A 14,972-nucleotide genomic window follows, 5' to 3' on the forward strand; every position below is an offset into this window, starting at 1 on the left:
AAAGAGCGACAAAAACCGACGCACCATCCAACCCCTTTTTACCGGGGCGACCTGTGCGCCTTGCTTTTGCTGACCGTCGAAGCGCTCCGTAGTGGCTCACCCCGTCGGTGGAGTGGCTTCTATGCTCGACCTTCAGATCGGTCAACAAGCTTTTTGCATTTTTGTTTCAAATGAGCTGAAACCCGCAGAAATCTGCCGTTTACGTGGCATCAACAGGTGACAGGCATACCCTCCTCATGACCGAATCGACCGCCGAATCGCAGAATCAGGGCCGTGAATCGCTGAGGAGTCAGGTGCGCAGCGCCGTGATCTGGCGTTCGGGTACCCAGATTCTCGGCCAGATCATCGCCTGGGCATCCACCTTCCTCGTGATCCGGATGCTCGATCCCAGCGATTACGGTCTGTTCGCCATGACCCAGGTGATCCTGGTCCTGCTCAACATGCTCAACGGCTATGGCCTCGCGAGCGCGATCATCCAGAAGCCCGATGTCGACGACCGTGCAGTGCGCCAGCTGTTCGGCATGCTGCTGCTGCTGAACTTCGGGCTCGGTGCCGCCCAGTTCCTGATGGCTCCGCTCGCAGCCGCCTATTACCGGCAGGATGTCGTCGCCGATCTGCTTCGGGTGCAGGCGCTGCTCTATATAGCGACCCCGTTCATCGCACTGCCCTATGCCTTGCTCGCCCGCGCGATGGACTTCCGCAAACAGGCACAGGTGAATCTCATCTCCGCGACCGCTGGTGCGCTTGCCGCACTCGCGGGCGCCTATGCGGGCCTGGGGGTTTGGACGCTCGTCCTCGCACCGATCGTGCTGTTCGGCACGCGCGCGATCGGGATGACTTGGGCCGCACGCTCGCTGATGTGGCCGAGCTTCGACTTTCGCGGCGCCGGCGGGATGGCGCGCTATGGCGGGCTGATGGCGACGGGCCAGCTCTTCTGGTTCGTGCAGAGCCAGGCCGATGTCTTCATCGCCGGCCGCCTGTTCGATCCGCACTGGCTGGGCATCTATACCACCAGCCTGTTCCTGACCCAGATCCTGGTCCAGAAGTTCATCCCGGCGCTGAACGAGGTCGCTTTCTCGGCCTATTCCCGGATGCAGCATGATGCGGCGGGCGCAACGATCGCCTTCGCCAAGTCGGTGCGCCTGATCATGGTCGCAGCGATGCCCTTCTATCTGGGCCTTGCCGCCACCGCCGAGCCGATGGTGCATGTCGCGCTAGGGGAGAAATGGATCCAGGCCGCGCCGGTGGTCCGGATTCTGTCGCTCGCCATGCCCTTCATGACGCTTCAGATCCTGTTCGCCGCAGCCACCGACGCGCGCGGGCGGCCGGGAATCGGCGCGCAGATCTCCGCGATCGGCGCATTCCTGCTGCCCGCCGCTTTCCTGATCGGGGTGCAAGGGGGCGTGATCGGCCTGTCGCTGACCTGGATTGCGGTGTGGCCGGTCTTCCTTGCGATCACCGCGGCACGCAGCCTCCCGGTGATCGGCCTGTCCTGGCGCGACTGGATCGCGTCGTTCGCGCCGCCGATGTCCGCGGCGATCGCCATGGCGGTAGCGGTGGTGCTCATCGATCGCGCGCTGCCGCCGCTCAGCCCCCTGCCCCATCTGCTGTTGCTCGCGGCGGCGGGGGCGGCGATCTATGGCGCGTGGCTCTGGTTCTTCGCGCGCGCGACGGTTGAGGACGCCATTCAGATGATCCGGCGCTGAGCCGGATCAGGCGGACTGAATGTAAGCGCGCATCTGCGCCGCCTCCGCCTCGATCCGCTCGATCCGGTATTTCACCAGATCGCCGATCGACACGAAGCCGAGCAGCGCGCCGTCCTCCACGACCGGGAGGTGGCGAATACGCCGCCGGGTCATCAGCGACAGCGCGGCGAGCACCGGCTCGTCGCGCGTCACCGTGATCACCGGAGTGGTCATCACCCCGCGCACTTCGCGATCGAGCGCTGCGGGGCCGCTCTCCTGAAGACAGTGAATCACATCGCGTTCGGAGAAGATGCCCGCGACCGCGCCATTCTCGATCACCGGCACTGCGCCGATTCGTTTGGCGGCGAGCAGTGCAACCGCATCGCGCACGGTATCCCCGCCGCTCACGGTTATGACATCCTGCCCCTTCCCGCTCAGGATTGCTGCGATCGTCATCGTCAGGCTCCTTTCCTGTCAGAGGCGGTTGAGAATCCCATGTTTCAGGCGCAATTGGAAGGGATGAAACCGGATCTCGACAATCCCGACTACGCGAAACTTGCCTGGAAGCGGTATCGCCGCATCTTCGGGATCGTCGCGGCGGTGGCGCTGCTGTCCGCCATCGTCGCAGTCGTCGCGCTCTATGTCGCGATTGGCGAGTTCCAGCTCCACGCCTCGATCGCGATGGCGATCGGGATCGGCCTGTCGGTGTTGCTCGGCGGCGCGCTGATGGGCCTCATCTTCCTGAGCTCGGGCACCGGCCATGACGAGCGCTCGCGCGACGCGACCGACCGGGATCGTCAGTGCTAGCGCCCACGCTGCAGCTCAGCCGCGAGGTTACCGCTTGAGCGCGTAGCTGACGGTGGCCGTGCCGTTGTCCGGCACCTCGACCGGCAGCACCCAGCCCCCGGGGCCGCGTTCGATTCCCGCCGGCTTGTCGGCGAGATCGTAGGGAATGATAATCTGGGCGGTCACCGGGACGCTTCGCGCATTGGAGATGTCGACGCGCCATTCCTGCCGGCCCGCCGTCTCTTTCACGCGCGTCAGCGTCCACTGGACGTCGGGACTCTGGCCAAGCTCCAGCTCGACCGCTTCGCCCACGGCCAGATCGGCGACATCGTCGCGGCCCGCGAGCAGGCGGCGGCCCGCAACCGTCTCGAACAGCGAGAGACCGCCCGCAGGCAACGGCACACCCAGGCCCTTTTCGCTGCTGTTGATCGAGCGCAACAGGAACGGCATCGGCTGCGGCGTATTGCTCCCGCCGTTGACATTGGCGCGATAGAGCCGGTCGAACCGCGCCTCGGGCTGGACGATCATCGCCACCTGCTTCTGGCTTTGCGCGGCGACGGTCACGCGCATCGGCACGCGGTAGAGCTTGAGATCGCCCAGCGCCTCGGCCTGTGCCTGAGCACCCTCGGCGACGGCGACGGTTTCGCCGGGCGGAGGCGGCGGGGGCGGCGGGGGCGGGGCCGCCGGCGCTGGCATGGCGTAATCCGCCGACACCACCGAAACCGCCACGGGCATCGCCATCTCCGCGCGCCGCATGCGCGTCCCCGTCACCACAATGTCGCCAGCGCCTCCTCCGAAGCGGCCTTCGCGCTTCTCGCGCTCGCGACGTTGCTTGCGGGTCTCGAAGCTACCGGCCGCGTTGCGCCCGACCGCGTCGAACCGTGAGAGGTCGGGGCCCTGCGGCATGGGCAGTCGTTCAAAATCGCGGCGCGGATGCGTGCTGGTCGTGTCGAGCGGCCAGCATTGCAGGTTGAGCGCGGACGCCGGCGGCGGTGGCGGCGGATTGTTGGGGCGCTTGTTGGGCTTGCCCGCAATCACCTGCAGCCGCGCATCCTTGAAGCTCTGCTGCCCGCCATTTGCGACGGTCAGCCAGGCGAACAGCCCCATCTTCTTGCCGTCCGCAGCCATGTTGCCGACATAGTTGGCCGACCAGTCGAACCCCTGCGCCATATAGGTCAGCTGGATCGTCGCGGTGACCGCCCGGTCGCTGCGTGTCAGGATGGAGAGCGTCGGCCGCGCAGAGAGCGTGTCGGGCACGCCCGAATAGATCATCCGTTCGGGCAGGCCCGAACAGCGCAGCGCCTCAAACCCCTCATCGGTGCGGATCAGCACGCCGCCATCGGGCCCGGACTGGATGATCGCGCTCTGCTCACGCACCCGGCCGGTCGCCGGATCGGTGCGGCGGATGAGCACGCGGCGCTTGAGGTAAGCGTCGACCAGTCCGGCGGGCGAGATCAGCCGTGCATCGCGATTCTTCTCGCGGACCCCTGAGGGCAGGCCCGTGACGATCGCGGTTTCGGGGAGCAGCCCTTCGGCGACATTCTCGAACCGGAGCTGGCTTTCGCCCTTGGGCAACGTGATCGTCCGCGTCTCGGTGATCAGCGCATAACCGCCCGGCCAGCCGGCCCGCATCATCCCCTCGTCGCGATAGGGATCGCGATAGATGGTCACCGCAACGTCCGACACGTCGGTCGAGGTCACTGTGTTCGACGTGACGGCCTGTCCCCCCGCATGCGCCAGCGAGGGCAGACACAAGATGAGGGGCAAGAGCCGGCGCATCGCGCGCTCAGTACCGGGTGTCGAACGTCGCTACGAGATCGGCGCTGGCGTTGGCCGCGACCGGCACTTTCCATTCGACGCGGTCCGCGGAGACGCGTTCGCCGGTGATGCTCTGGTCGGTGATCTTCACATCGCCCCACAGCCCGTCCTGCGCCAGGTCGACGGTGACCGGCGTGTCGCGCGCGTTGCTTACCGTATAGCGCATCCGCGTGCGCCAGCGGCGGTTGGACAGCTTGGTCCGCTCCTCGACCACCACCTTGACCTTGACGTCGAACGCCTCGCCGGTGCGGATCGACATCGACGATCCCATCGGCGTGTGGCCGATCCGGTTCTCGCCGATGAACTGGGGATCGCCGCGCGCGTCGCGCATATAGACGCGGACGGTGCCCGCCGGCAGCTGGTCGCCCAGGCCGCCATTGCGCGAGGTCGAGAATTTGATCGCAGTGGCGGCGCTGCGCGGCGTGTCATTACCGCCCATCCAGCCATTGACGAACTCATAGGCCTTGCGCGCGGGCGACGCCTTCACGTCCAGGAAACTCACCTGCTTCTGCTGCGCGTTGGCGATCGTCGTACGCTCGGCCAGCGGATAGAGATAATAGTCGCCCAGCCGCTCGCGCGTGCCGCTCTCGGTGCCCGCCTGCTCGATGGAAGCATCGTCCATCGCGGCCATGCGTCCGAACCGGTTCTGGCCGCCGCCGACATTGCCCGCGACCAGCAGCGTGTCGGCGTTGGTGAAGGTCGTGCCGGTATTGTTGTTGAGCGTCACCCAGCCCTGCACGTCGATCGTGCCGGCCTTCTCGTCGAACAGCGCGACATAGTCGCTGGTCCAGCCAAGGCCGGGGGTCAAATAGGACAGGCGCGTCGGCACCGCGCCATTGCGCTCCGCCTGCACCGTCACCGACAAAGTCGGGCGGGCACGCAGATTCTCGGGCACCTTGTCGAACACCACGCGCACCGGCAGCCCGTCGTCGCGCAACACCTCGATCCGGTTGCCGATCTGAAGGACGATGCCGCCATTCGCCGCGAGCACCTTGGCCTGCTCGCGCGTTTCGGCACCGGTCGCGGGATTGGTGCGGACGATGGTGATGACCTGCCCCACCGCCTTTTCCATCAGCTTGTCCGGGCTCAGCAGGTCATAGTCGAAATTCTGTTCGACGATGCCGATGCCGGGGCCGGACAGCGTCACCGTCTCCGGCCGGATCTGGGCCGAGACGTCGGGGAATTCCTGGCGGCTGCGCCCCTGCGGCACGGTCAGCGTTCGCGCGTCCTGCACCAGCGCCAGATTGTTGTTGTAGATGGTGATGGAAACGTCCCCTTGCGCCGAGGGCGCAGGGGCCGTCTGGGCCAGTGCGATTCCGGGAATTGCAGCGCCTGCCGCTGCAAGAGCCAAGGTTAGACGCCGCATCGCAATCCCCTAACATCGTGTCGGCGCCACCATCGCGACGGGGCAGATCAAGTCAACGGACAAAGCGCAGCCGCAACGAAAAAGGCCGGCCCGCAGGGTGCGGACCGGCCTGTTTTCTTTCCCGGGATCAGGACAATCACTCCGCTGCAGCGGGCTCCTCGTCCTTCTTCACACGGCGGCGGCGCGGCTTGGCCTCGGCCACCACCTCACCCTCGACGCCCAGCGCCGGGGGAAGGATCGCGGCGATCGCGGACGCGTCACCGGCATCCTCGGCCTCTTCGCGGCGGGGACGGCCACGGCGGCGCGGCTGCTCGGCGCGCGGCGCCTCGTCGTCCTCGTTCGCAGCGACCGGCGCAGCGGCTTCACCGGCCTCGCTCTCGGGCTGGCGCTCGCGGCGCTGATCGCGGTCGTTGCGCTCGCGACGGCCTTCACGCTGTCCGTCCCGCTCGTTGCGATCGCGGCGCCCTTCATTGCGGTCGCGGCGCTCGAAGCGGTCGCCGCGGTTCCCACGCTCCTCGCCTTCGTCGCCCTGCTCGCCTTCGCTGGCACGGACGCCCTCGGCGCCGTCGTCATAGTCCTCGTCGTCGCCGTCGAAATCGTCACGATTGCGGCGCTGGCGATCCTGCTCCTCGAAGCGCGAACGGCTCTCCGCGAGGACGCGGAAATAGTGATCGGCGAACTGGAGGTAATATTCGGTGTTGACCCGATCGCCGGCCATCTGGGCGTCGCGCGCAAGGTTCTTGTATTTCTCAAGAAGCTGCGCGGCGTTGCCGCGGGCGCGGTTGTCGATGCGGTTGCCATTGCCCTGGTTGGGGTTGCCACCACCCTGCTGGCGCTGGCCACCACGGCCGCGACGGCGGCCGTTGTTCGCCTGACGATTGTTCATCAACGTCTGTGTGTCCTGTCCTTAACTCAATCCGTCATCGATCATCAGTGATCCCGGATGCGTGTTACCCCGCACGTCGCGCCGGAAACGCTCCGGAGCGGCGCCCCGCATGGCTGCCGGACATTCAGCAGCGCACATGCCTTGGATTGGGTCGGCGTTCCATTTCAACGATTTAGGTTGAAGGTGCCATCCCCGCGGCCATCCTTAGCCAATGGGGCATCAATCTCCAAGCACTATATTGGTATCGGGAGCCGATAGTTCAACTTGCCGTAACCACACGGTCGCGCCCGCCCAGGTCCTTGCGGACCGCCGGGTTCAGCCCCGTCCCGGCCACCAGAGCCGACACCGCCATGCCCTGCGTCCAGCCGATCTCAAGCACCGCGATCCCGCCGGGCGCGAGCAGCCGCGGCAGGTCGGGCACGATGCGGCGATAATCGTCGAGGCCGTCGCTGCCCGCTAACAACGCCTCCGGCGGCTCATGCTCGCCCACTTCCGGCCCCAGCGCTTCGCCGGTGCCGATATAGGGCGGGTTGCACAGGATCAGGTCGAACCGGCCCTCGAGGCCCTCCGCCCAGTTTCCCTGGCGCAGCTCGGCACGCCCCGTCATGCCCAGCCGGACCGCATTGCCCCGCGCGTAGCCGAGCGCCACTTCGGAGGCATCGACTCCCACGCCGCTCGCCCCGGGCCATTCGGCAAGCGCCGCCAGCAGCAGCGTACCCGGCCCGGTGCCAAGGTCCAGCACCCGCCTGGGCCCTTCGCCTTCAGCGAAATGCGCCACTGCGGCCTCGATCAGCGTCTCGCTGTCCGCGCGCGGCACCAGCACGCCGGGGCCGACATTCAGCTCGATCGTCCAGAAGCCGCGACTGCCGGTGATATAGGCGACCGGCTCATGCGCGATCCGCCGATCCACCAGCGCCGCAAAGCCCTCCGGCATCGGATCGCCCAGATGCTTGAGCAGCATCGCCTGGCGCGACACGCCCAGCGCATGCGCCATCAGCAGTTCGGCGTCGAGCCGGGATGTATCGGAGGAAATCCGCGCTGCGGCGCCGGCAATCGCGGCACGAACGGACAGGATGCCGGCCACTCAATCCCCTCCGTCACCCCGGCCTTGTGCCGGGGTCAACCGGGAGGCGCCGAAATGACCTTCAGCCTCTCGCGCATCGCTCGCCGCACCGTGGACCCCGGCACGAGGCCGGGGTGACGATGGGTGGATCGGGCTCATCCGTCCAGCGCCGCCAGCCGCTCGGCCTCGTCCTCGGCGACCAGCGCGCCGATCATCTCGTCCATCTCGCCCTCGAGGATTTCGGGCAGGCGATGCAGCGTCAGGTTGATGCGGTGATCGGTCACCCGCCCCTGAGGGAAATTATAGGTGCGGATGCGCTCCGAGCGGTCGCCCGATCCGACCATCGACTTGCGCGCGCCCGACCGTTCGCTCGCCAGCCGCTCGCGCTCCAGCTCGTAGAGCCGGGTGCGCAGCACCTGCATCGCCTTGTCGCGGTTCTTGTGCTGGCTGCGCTGGTCCTGCTGGATCACGACCAGCCCCGTCGGGATGTGCGTCAGGCGGATTGCCGAATCGGTGGTGTTGACGTGCTGCCCACCTGCGCCCGACGAGCGGTAGATATCCACGCGCAGATCCTCGTTGCGGATCTCGACATCGACCTCTTCCGCTTCGGGCAGCACCGCGACGGTCGCCGCCGAGGTATGGATGCGCCCGCCGCTCTCGGTCACCGGCACGCGCTGGACGCGGTGGACGCCGCTCTCGAACTTCAATTTGGCGAACACGCCCTTGCCCGCGACATTTGCAACGACTTCCTTGAAGCCGCCGGCTTCGGAGGTGCTGGCGGAGATCATCTCGACCTTCCAGCCCTGGCGCTCGGCATAGCGGGTGTACATGCGCAGCAGGTCGCCCGCGAATAGCGCCGCCTCGTCGCCGCCGGTACCGGCGCGGATCTCGAGCATCGCTGCGCGCTCGTCGGCCACGTCGCGCGGCAGCAACGCCAGCGCCAGCGCATGCTCGGCCTTGACCAGCGCCGCCTCATTGGCGTGCAGCTCCTCGCTCGCCATCGCGCGAAGCTCGGGGTCGCCGTCGCGGCTCATCTCGGCAAGGCTCACCGCCTCGTCGCGCAGCCGCCGCACCGCGCCCGCCGCCGCCGCGACCGGCTCGAGCTCGGCATATTCCTTGGAGACCGCGACGAACCGGTCCGACGGCAGATCGCCGGTCGCCATCATCGCCTGCAGCTCGTCGCGCCGCGCCTCGATCGCGGCGATCTTGTCGGGCGAGATTCGGGTCATACCGCGGCGAGCACCGCGATCAGCGTCGCCATCGTCTCATCATCGACCGCTTCGCTCTTCAGCGTCCGGCGGTTCACCACCGGCGCGTCGTCGCGCACGTCGATCGAGATGATCTCGGCCGGGTTCGACTTGACCGCCTTGTCGTAGCGCTTCTTGGGGCTGCCGGTTGCGAACAGCTCGGCAACCACGCCCGCGCGGCGCAGCGATGCGACCAGCTCGATACCCCTCGCCTCATAGCCGGCACGCTCAACGACCACGGCGACCTGAGCCAGTTCGGCCACCGGTACCTCGGTCAGCATCCCAAGTCGCTCGATCCCGGCGGCCCAACCCACGCCCGGCGTCTCGGGCCCGCCAAGGTTGCCGATCAGCCCGTCATAGCGCCCGCCGGCCAGCACCGTGCCCTGCGCGCCGAGCCGGTCGGTGACGAACTCGAACGCGGTGTGGCGATAATAATCCAGCCCGCGCACCAGCCGTGCATTGCGCGTCCAGGCGACCCCCGCCGCGTCGAGCCCGCCGGTCACCGCGTCGAAAAAGTCCTTCGCCTCGGCGGTCAGGAACGCGTCGATGTCCGGCGCCGAATCCGCCGCCGGGCGATCGCGCGGATCCTTGGAATCGAGGATGCGCAGCGGGTTCTTCTCGAGCCGGGTCAGGCTGTCCTCGGACAGATCGGCGCGATGGGTCTGGAAATGCTCGATCAGCGCGGCGCGCCAGGCATCGCGCGTCTCCGCGTCGCCCAGCGTGTTGAGCTGAAGCGTCACCCCGTCGGCAATGCCCAGCTCGCGCAGCAATTGATCGGCCAGCGTCAGCAGCTCGACATCGGCCGCCGGTTCGGCGGCGCCGATGATCTCGGCATCGATCTGGTGGAATTGACGATATCGGCCCTTTTGCGGCCGCTCGTAACGGAACACCGGGCCGTGCGTCGCAAGTTTGAGCGGCGCGAACTGCTGCCACCCCTCGGTGATATAGGCGCGGCAGATGCCCGCGGTGAATTCCGGCCGCAGCGTCAGCAGGTCGTCGCCGCGGTCGGGGAAGGTGTACATTTCCTTCGACACCACGTCCGACGTCTCGCCCATCGATCGCGCGAACACGCCCGTGGATTCGAACACCGGCACCTGCACCTGCTGGAAGCAATAGAGCCGCCGCACATGCTCGAATGCCTCGACGACGCGTGCGAACCGGCGCTGTTCCTCGCCGAAGATGTCCTGCGTGCCGCGCACGCGCTTGGGGGTCTCGATCCGTGCCATTTGGGGCGGCTATCTATTGGCAGCGGGGACGGAACGCCAGAGGCGGTTTCGCCGCCCCCGCCATTCCACTATAGGCGCCGGGATGACCGCCACCCCCAAGACCGCTCCCAGGACCTTCCACGTCAAGTCGTTCGGCTGCCAGATGAACGTCTATGACGGCGACCGCATGGCCGAGCTGATGGCCGCGCAGGGCATGGTCGCGACTGACGACGCCAATGCCGCCGACCTTGTCGTGCTCAACACCTGCCACATCCGCGAAAAGGCGACCGAGAAGGTGTTCTCGGACATCGGCCGGCTGCGCAAGCACGGCCAGGATCCGATGATCGCCGTCGCGGGCTGCGTCGCACAGGCCGAGGGTGAGGAGATCGTTCGCCGCGCCAAGGTCGATGTCGTGGTCGGGCCGCAGGCCTATCACAATTTGCCGAAGCTGGTGGCCCGGGCCGCGTCCGGCGCCAGCGCGATCGACACCGATATGCCGGTCGCCAGCAAGTTTGGCGCGCTCCCTGCCCGCCGCCGCGTGCCTCCTTCGGCCTTCCTGACGGTTCAGGAAGGGTGCGATAAATTCTGCACCTATTGCGTCGTCCCCTACACCCGCGGCGCCGAGGTCAGCCGGCCATTCGATGCGATCGTCGACGAGGCGAAGTCGCTGGTCGATGCCGGCGCGCGCGAGATCACGTTGCTCGGCCAGAACGTCAATGCGTGGGACGATGATGCGGGCACCGGCCTGCACGGCCTGATCCGCGCGCTCGACCGGATCGATGGGCTGCACCGCATCCGCTATACCACCAGCCACCCCAACGACATGAAGGACGGCCTGATCCGCGCCCATGCCGAGGTGGAGAAGCTGATGCCCTTCCTCCATTTGCCGGTGCAGGCGGGCAACGACCGTATCCTCAAGGCGATGAACCGATCGCACAGCCGCGACTCCTACCTGCGCATCCTCGACCGCGTCCGCGAGGTGCGGCCCGATATCGCGCTGTCCGGCGACTTCATCGTCGGCTTTCCGGGCGAGACCGAGGAAGAGTTCGCTGACACGCTGAGCCTGGTCGACGCGGTCGGCTATGCCCAGTGCTTCAGCTTCAAATATTCGCCGCGCCCCGGCACCCCCGCCGCCGAGATGGACGGTGCCGTCGCGCCCGAGGCGATGGACGATCGCCTCCAGCGCCTCCAGGCCGCGCTCAACCGCGATCAGGCCGCATTCAACGCGGCGACCGTCGGAAGAAACTGCACCGTCCTGATCGAGCGCCAGGGCAAGCTGCCCGGGCAGATGCTCGGCAAGTCGCCCTGGCTGCAATCAGTCCATCTGATGACCGACGCCGGGATCGGCGATCTGGTCGAGGTCGAGATCGTCCAGGCCGGCCCCAACTCGCTGGCAGGCGTGGAAAAGGTGAAAGCCGCGGCCTAGGCAGCGGCGGGCCGGACGGTCTTGCCCATGTCCGCTTCCATCCGGCACCCGTCATAGTCGCCAAGCAGCGGCTCCGCGCCCTTCTGGTTGCTTTCCAGCCACGCTACCTTGGCGCGGGTGTAATCGATCATCCCGCCGAGCTGCGCCGCCTTCTCCTCGAGCCGCGCCAACTGCATCCGCATCACCTCAAGGCTGCGAGCCGTCGTCATGCCGGCCTGATATTCCGCCGCCAGCGTCGCGATCTCACGCAAGGTGAAGCCCAGCCCCTGCGCCATGCGAATGGCGCGCGCCAATTCCAGATGCTCGGCGGTGAACAGCTGATAAGGATTGGACCCGCCCTTGAGGCCGGTTTCGGGCGCGAGCAGCCCTTTGCGGATATAGAAGCGCACCGTATCGACGCTCAGCCCCGCGCGCTTCGCGAATTCGGAAATCAGCATCACACACCCTTGACCATGGACTATAGTCCACACTTATATGGTCAGGCTCCAGAGTTCAATCGGAGCCCAAGATGCCGAAAACTGCCCTCAAAACTGCCTTGGTCACCGGCGCGTCGGCCGGGATCGGCGAAGCCACCGTCAAGCGCCTGATCCGCGATGGCTGGACGGTCTATGCCGCCGCCCGCCGTCTCGACCGGATGGAACCGCTCCGCGCCCTCGGCGCCGAGCTGATCCATCTCGACCTGACCGACGACGCCTCGATCGTCGCCGCGGTCGAGACGATCCGCACCGCCGCCGGCCGGCTCGACTTGCTCGTCAATAATGCGGGTTATGGCAGCTATGGCGCGCTCGAGGATGTGCCGATGGAGGAGGCGCGGCGGCAAATGGAGGTCAATCTGTTCGGCCTCGCGCGGCTATGCCAGCTGACCACGCCCCTGATGCGCGCGCAGAAATCGGGGACGATCATCAACATCACCTCGATCGGCGGCAAGTTCGGCGAGCCATTCGGCAGCTGGTACCACGCCACCAAATTCGCGGTGGAAGGGCTCAGTGACTGCCTGCGCATGGAGCTTCGCCCCTTCGGCATCCGGGTCGTCGTGGTCGAACCCGGTGGCATACGCACCGAATGGGCGGGAATCGCCGGACAGAGCCTGATCGATCATTCCGGCAAGAGCGACTATGCCCCCTATGCGCTCAAACATGCGGCCCTGCTGAACGGCGCCAACGATATGAGCTTTGTTTCTCCGCCTGAAGTCGTGGCCAACGCCATCGCCAGGGCCGCGTCGGCGCGGCGTCCGCGCATCCGCTACGAAAGCGGCGGCGGCGCGAAATTTCTCCTCTTCCTCGTGCGCTGGCTGCCCGATCGCTGGGTCGATGGGCTGATGTGGCGGATGAGCCAGTCAGCGCGAGCCGCCTAGTCGGCAATCACCAGGTGATCGAGCACGCGCGGCAGCAACTGCTCGGTCGCCGCCTCCAGCTCCTCCGGGCCGGTACCGAACGCGCCGCTCAGCGCCAGCTCGACAAAGCCGTGGACGATCGACCAGCCCGCGATCGAGGGTGCCATCACCGTCAGATCAGGCCCCTCCCCCGCGCCTGCGCCGCGCGCGATCCGATCAAGGATGTCGAACGCACGGTCGCCGGCCTCGCAGAACGCCGCATCCTCGCGGTCTAGCATCGACTTGCGCCACATCAGCTCGAACCGCGCCCGGTTGGCGAGGGCAAAGCGGACATAGGCCATGCCGATGCCGCGCAACCGCTCCATCCGCCGCGTGCCCACATCACCCGCCTCCAGCGCATCGCCGAAGTCGCGAAAGGCGCGTGTCGCCACCGCGGTGAGCAATCCGCGCGCATCGCCGAAATGATGCCCCGGTGCGGCAGGTGACACCCCCGCACGCCGCGCCGCCTCGCGCAGCGAGAATCCTTCCACGCCACGCTCCTCGAGGATCGATTCGGCGGCGTCGATCAGCGCCTCACGCAATGCGCCATGATGATAGGCGCGCGCGCTTTCGCCCGCCGCCATCTTGACACTGTTCACATCATCTTTCATACCCAATCTGTACGGTGTTTAGATTGGAGTCGCAACATGCTCGATCCATCCTTGATCTTCTCCCTCGCCGGCAAGCTCGCGATGCTCGGCTGGCTCTCGCTGATCGTCGCCCTTTTCTTCAAACCGGCGCGCCACTACGCCTTCTCCGCCGCCCAGTTCGTCATCCCCGCGATCCTCGCCATCGGCTATATCCTGCTGATCTGGCAGGGCCGCGCCGGATTCGAGCATGGCGGCTTCGGGTCGATCGAGGCCGTCCGCACTCTTTTCGCCAATGATGCCGCGCTGACCGCAGGCTGGCTCCACTATCTTGCCTTCGACCTGTTCGTCGGTGCGTGGATATCACGCGATGCAGCGGCCCGCGGCATCTCGCCGCTGATCGTCCTGCCCAGCCTGCCCCTCACCTTCCTGCTCGGCCCGGCCGGGCTGCTCCTCTACCTCGCCGCGCGCACCGCGCTGCCATCGAAGGAAGCCGTGCAATGACCGCCATCGCACTCACCCCGCCCCGCCCCGCGCAGCTGCTCGCAGCGTTCAGCCAGCGCCATCCGCTGCTCACCCGCTACGGCCTCGCCATGCTTGCGCTCGGCGGCCTCGCGATGCTGCTCCAGATCGCCGATCCCCGCACGCTGGCGAGCGGGGTGAACATCTGGGTCAAACCCGCCAAATTCTTCATCTCGGTCGGGGTGTTCGCACTCACCACGGCTTGGTTCATGGGCTATGTCCGTCCCGAACGGCGCGGCAGCTGGCTGATGCGGATGACCGCCTGGACGCTGATCGCCAGCGGCTCGTTCGAGCTGCTCTACATCAGCTTCCAGGCCGCACAGGGCCTTGAATCGCACTTCAACCTCAGCACGCCCTTTTACATCACCATGTACGCGCTGATGGGGATCGGCGCGGTGATCCTGACCGCCACCACCCTGCCCCTCGCCTGGGAAATCGTGCGCCGCCCGGCCCCCGGCCTGCAGCGCAGCTTCGTCGCGGCGGTCGCGATCGGCCTTGTCCTCACCTTCGTCCTCGGCGGGTGGATGGGCAGCTATATGAGCTCGCAACCCGGCCATGCGGTCGGGCAGGTGGGCGGCAGCGTGCCGGTATTCGGCTGGAACCGCCTTGGCGGTGACCTGCGCATCGCCCATTTCCTCGGCATTCATGCCGAACAGGCGATCCCGCTGCTCGGTGCCGCAGTGGCAGCGCTCCCCGTCAGGGCACGCTGGGCGGCGGTGCTTGGCGGCAGCGCAATCTTTACCGCGCTCACCATCGGCGTTTTCCTTCAGGCGGTTGCCGGCCGAGCGCTGGTCCCGGCCTGATCCCGACTGTTGCTCAACTGCGTCACCCGCGGGCCAAAGCGTCCGCGGGTGATTTTGCCCTGTCCTACAGAGCCGCGCTCTGCCATCCTGCGGCGCACGACATGCGTAACGGAACCTCCGCGCTGTATCCCGGTTTGGCTCCCGACAGCCGCATGCCAGCTTCGCGCGAAAACCCCGCGAATATGTCAGCTTCGTCAACCGGTCGT

15 protein-coding genes are annotated in these 14,972 nt (G+C 67.0%); 6 read left to right on the top strand and 9 right to left on the bottom strand.

Features of this window, described 5'->3' with window-relative positions; translation table 11 throughout:
• The first annotated feature begins 236 nt into the window (after window positions 1-236).
• A complete protein-coding gene (locus AC07TU_RS20360; protein WP_495189767.1) occupies window positions 237-1,706 on the top strand; it encodes a lipopolysaccharide biosynthesis protein in 1,470 nt (489 codons plus the stop codon).
• A 6-nt stretch (window positions 1,707-1,712) separates the two neighbouring features.
• Here AC07TU_RS20360 and AC07TU_RS20365 read toward each other — a convergent pair whose 3' ends face one another.
• Entirely contained in the window at window positions 1,713-2,141 is a 429-nt protein-coding gene (locus AC07TU_RS20365) for a CBS domain-containing protein (RefSeq protein WP_495189768.1), read from the bottom strand.
• Between the two features lie 63 nt (window positions 2,142-2,204).
• Between AC07TU_RS20365 and AC07TU_RS20370 the strand changes: the two genes are divergently transcribed.
• Complete coding sequence (locus tag AC07TU_RS20370; protein WP_495189769.1) at window positions 2,205-2,492, top strand: hypothetical protein; 288 nt, start codon at window positions 2,205-2,207, stop codon at window positions 2,490-2,492.
• Between the two features lie 27 nt (window positions 2,493-2,519).
• On the opposite strand, the gene AC07TU_RS20375 is transcribed toward AC07TU_RS20370, so the two are convergent.
• From AC07TU_RS20375 to hisS, 6 genes are all read right to left on the bottom strand, one after another.
• Window positions 2,520-4,250, bottom strand: coding sequence for a DUF4139 domain-containing protein (locus tag AC07TU_RS20375; protein WP_495189770.1), 1,731 nt, complete (start codon window positions 4,248-4,250; stop codon window positions 2,520-2,522).
• 7 nt (window positions 4,251-4,257) lie between these two features.
• On the bottom strand, window positions 4,258-5,655 hold the full coding sequence (locus AC07TU_RS20380) for a DUF4139 domain-containing protein (RefSeq protein ID WP_495189771.1): 1,398 nt from the start codon (window positions 5,653-5,655) through the stop codon (window positions 4,258-4,260).
• Window positions 5,656-5,791: 136 nt separating this feature from the next.
• Window positions 5,792-6,544 (bottom strand): DUF4167 domain-containing protein, encoded by a 753-nt coding sequence (locus AC07TU_RS20385; RefSeq protein ID WP_495189772.1) that lies wholly within the window; start codon window positions 6,542-6,544, stop codon window positions 5,792-5,794.
• 256 nt (window positions 6,545-6,800) lie between these two features.
• A complete protein-coding gene (prmC, locus tag AC07TU_RS20390; protein ID WP_495189811.1) occupies window positions 6,801-7,616 on the bottom strand; it encodes a peptide chain release factor N(5)-glutamine methyltransferase in 816 nt (271 codons plus the stop codon).
• 143 nt (window positions 7,617-7,759) lie between these two features.
• On the bottom strand, window positions 7,760-8,833 hold the full coding sequence (prfA, locus tag AC07TU_RS20395) for a peptide chain release factor 1 (RefSeq protein WP_495189773.1): 1,074 nt from the start codon (window positions 8,831-8,833) through the stop codon (window positions 7,760-7,762).
• Complete coding sequence (gene hisS / locus AC07TU_RS20400; protein WP_495189774.1) at window positions 8,830-10,077, bottom strand: histidine--tRNA ligase; 1,248 nt, start codon at window positions 10,075-10,077, stop codon at window positions 8,830-8,832. The genes prfA and hisS overlap by 4 nt, the downstream gene beginning before the upstream one ends.
• Window positions 10,078-10,147: 70 nt before the next feature.
• On the opposite strand from hisS, the gene miaB reads away from it, so the two are divergent.
• Window positions 10,148-11,482, top strand: a complete 1,335-nt coding sequence (miaB, locus tag AC07TU_RS20405) for a tRNA (N6-isopentenyl adenosine(37)-C2)-methylthiotransferase MiaB (RefSeq protein ID WP_495189812.1) — start codon at window positions 10,148-10,150, stop codon at window positions 11,480-11,482.
• Here miaB and AC07TU_RS20410 read toward each other — a convergent pair.
• Window positions 11,479-11,919 carry a MerR family transcriptional regulator gene (locus AC07TU_RS20410; protein ID WP_495189775.1) on the bottom strand — a complete coding sequence of 147 codons (441 nt, stop codon included), beginning with the start codon at window positions 11,917-11,919 and terminating at the stop codon, window positions 11,479-11,481. The genes miaB and AC07TU_RS20410 overlap by 4 nt on opposite strands.
• 71 nt (window positions 11,920-11,990) lie before the next feature.
• Between AC07TU_RS20410 and AC07TU_RS20415 the strand changes: the two genes are divergently transcribed.
• Complete coding sequence (locus AC07TU_RS20415; RefSeq protein WP_495189776.1) at window positions 11,991-12,836, top strand: oxidoreductase; 846 nt, start codon at window positions 11,991-11,993, stop codon at window positions 12,834-12,836.
• Here AC07TU_RS20415 and AC07TU_RS20420 read toward each other — a convergent pair.
• Window positions 12,833-13,453 carry a TetR/AcrR family transcriptional regulator gene (locus AC07TU_RS20420; protein WP_495189777.1) on the bottom strand — a complete coding sequence of 207 codons (621 nt, stop codon included), beginning with the start codon at window positions 13,451-13,453 and terminating at the stop codon, window positions 12,833-12,835. The two genes, AC07TU_RS20415 and AC07TU_RS20420, sit on opposite strands and share 4 nt — an antisense overlap.
• 48 nt (window positions 13,454-13,501) lie before the next feature.
• On the opposite strand from AC07TU_RS20420, the gene AC07TU_RS20425 reads away from it, so the two are divergent.
• Together AC07TU_RS20425 and AC07TU_RS20430 are read left to right on the top strand one after the other, a co-directional pair.
• Window positions 13,502-13,945, top strand: coding sequence for an ABA4-like family protein (locus AC07TU_RS20425; RefSeq protein ID WP_495189778.1), 444 nt, complete (start codon window positions 13,502-13,504; stop codon window positions 13,943-13,945).
• Window positions 13,942-14,766, top strand: coding sequence for a hypothetical protein (locus tag AC07TU_RS20430; RefSeq protein ID WP_495189779.1), 825 nt, complete (start codon window positions 13,942-13,944; stop codon window positions 14,764-14,766). The genes AC07TU_RS20425 and AC07TU_RS20430 overlap by 4 nt, the downstream gene beginning before the upstream one ends.
• The last annotated feature ends 206 nt before the right edge of the window (window positions 14,767-14,972 follow it).

The organism is Sphingomonas sp. GW821-FHT03E12 (genome assembly GCF_059420685.1).

Coding starts and splice junctions, on each gene's coding strand:
- AC07TU_RS20360 (WP_495189767.1), top strand. CDS start 237: ATGACCGAATCGACCGCCGAATCGCAGAATCAGGGCCGTGAATCGCTG.
- AC07TU_RS20365 (WP_495189768.1), bottom strand. CDS start 2,141: ATGACGATCGCAGCAATCCTGAGCGGGAAGGGGCAGGATGTCATAACC.
- AC07TU_RS20370 (WP_495189769.1), top strand. CDS start 2,205: ATGAAACCGGATCTCGACAATCCCGACTACGCGAAACTTGCCTGGAAG.
- AC07TU_RS20375 (WP_495189770.1), bottom strand. CDS start 4,250: ATGCGCCGGCTCTTGCCCCTCATCTTGTGTCTGCCCTCGCTGGCGCAT.
- AC07TU_RS20380 (WP_495189771.1), bottom strand. CDS start 5,655: ATGCGGCGTCTAACCTTGGCTCTTGCAGCGGCAGGCGCTGCAATTCCC.
- prfA (WP_495189773.1), bottom strand. CDS start 8,833: ATGACCCGAATCTCGCCCGACAAGATCGCCGCGATCGAGGCGCGGCGC.
- hisS (WP_495189774.1), bottom strand. CDS start 10,077: ATGGCACGGATCGAGACCCCCAAGCGCGTGCGCGGCACGCAGGACATC.
- AC07TU_RS20410 (WP_495189775.1), bottom strand. CDS start 11,919: ATGCTGATTTCCGAATTCGCGAAGCGCGCGGGGCTGAGCGTCGATACG.
- AC07TU_RS20415 (WP_495189776.1), top strand. CDS start 11,991: ATGCCGAAAACTGCCCTCAAAACTGCCTTGGTCACCGGCGCGTCGGCC.
- AC07TU_RS20425 (WP_495189778.1), top strand. CDS start 13,502: ATGCTCGATCCATCCTTGATCTTCTCCCTCGCCGGCAAGCTCGCGATG.
- AC07TU_RS20430 (WP_495189779.1), top strand. CDS start 13,942: ATGACCGCCATCGCACTCACCCCGCCCCGCCCCGCGCAGCTGCTCGCA.